At 40.2% G+C, this 642-nt stretch carries 1 protein-coding gene; it reads left to right on the forward strand.

What is annotated here, in order from left to right; translation table 11 throughout:
- Positions 1 to 623, forward strand: a 623-nt coding sequence (locus BCT11_RS02060) for an IS3 family transposase (protein WP_133152128.1), incomplete at its 5' end; no start/stop codon positions are given.
- Positions 624 to 642 lie beyond the last annotated feature (19 nt).

Below are 642 nucleotides of genomic sequence, written 5' to 3' on the forward strand. Positions count from 1 at the left end.
TATTTAAGTATTTAAAAAGCGAGAATATGTTAGTCAAACCAAGGAAGAACTACACCAAGACAACGAACAGCAGACATTGGTTAAGAAAACACCCTAACTTGTTAAAAGGAAAAGCGGTTAATCATGTAGAAGAAGTTGTTGTCAGCGACATTACCTATGTAAAAACAGATGAGGGCACGCATTATCTCTCATTAGTTACGGACGCTTACTCTCGAAAAATACTGGGCTATGAACTGAGTAATGAAATGAAAGCGAGTGATGTTGTAAAGGCGTTAGACATGACAATCATGAATCGACAAACAAATGCTGCCACTATCCATCACTCAGACAGAGGTCTACAGTACTGTTCGTCAGAGTATCAAGAAAAGTTAAATGCTAACGGCATGGTTCCATCAATGACAGACGGTTATGACTGCTATCAAAACGCGCTTGCAGAGCGAGTTAACGGGATATTAAAGAGTGAGTTCCTACTCTATCAATGCAATACGATGAAGGAGCTCACAGTGTTAGTAAAAGAGTCGATATCGATATATAACGACTTGAGGCCGCACATGAGCTTGGGGATGAAAACCCCGAGTGAAGTGCATGAAAAAGCCAGCAAGGATTACCTACTGGCTTCATAAAAAAGCGTCAACCTATTTT

Source organism: Vibrio sp. 10N.222.52.B12 (assembly GCF_002875385.1).
In the GTDB taxonomy this organism is placed as follows: domain Bacteria; phylum Pseudomonadota; class Gammaproteobacteria; order Enterobacterales; family Vibrionaceae; genus Vibrio; species Vibrio jasicida.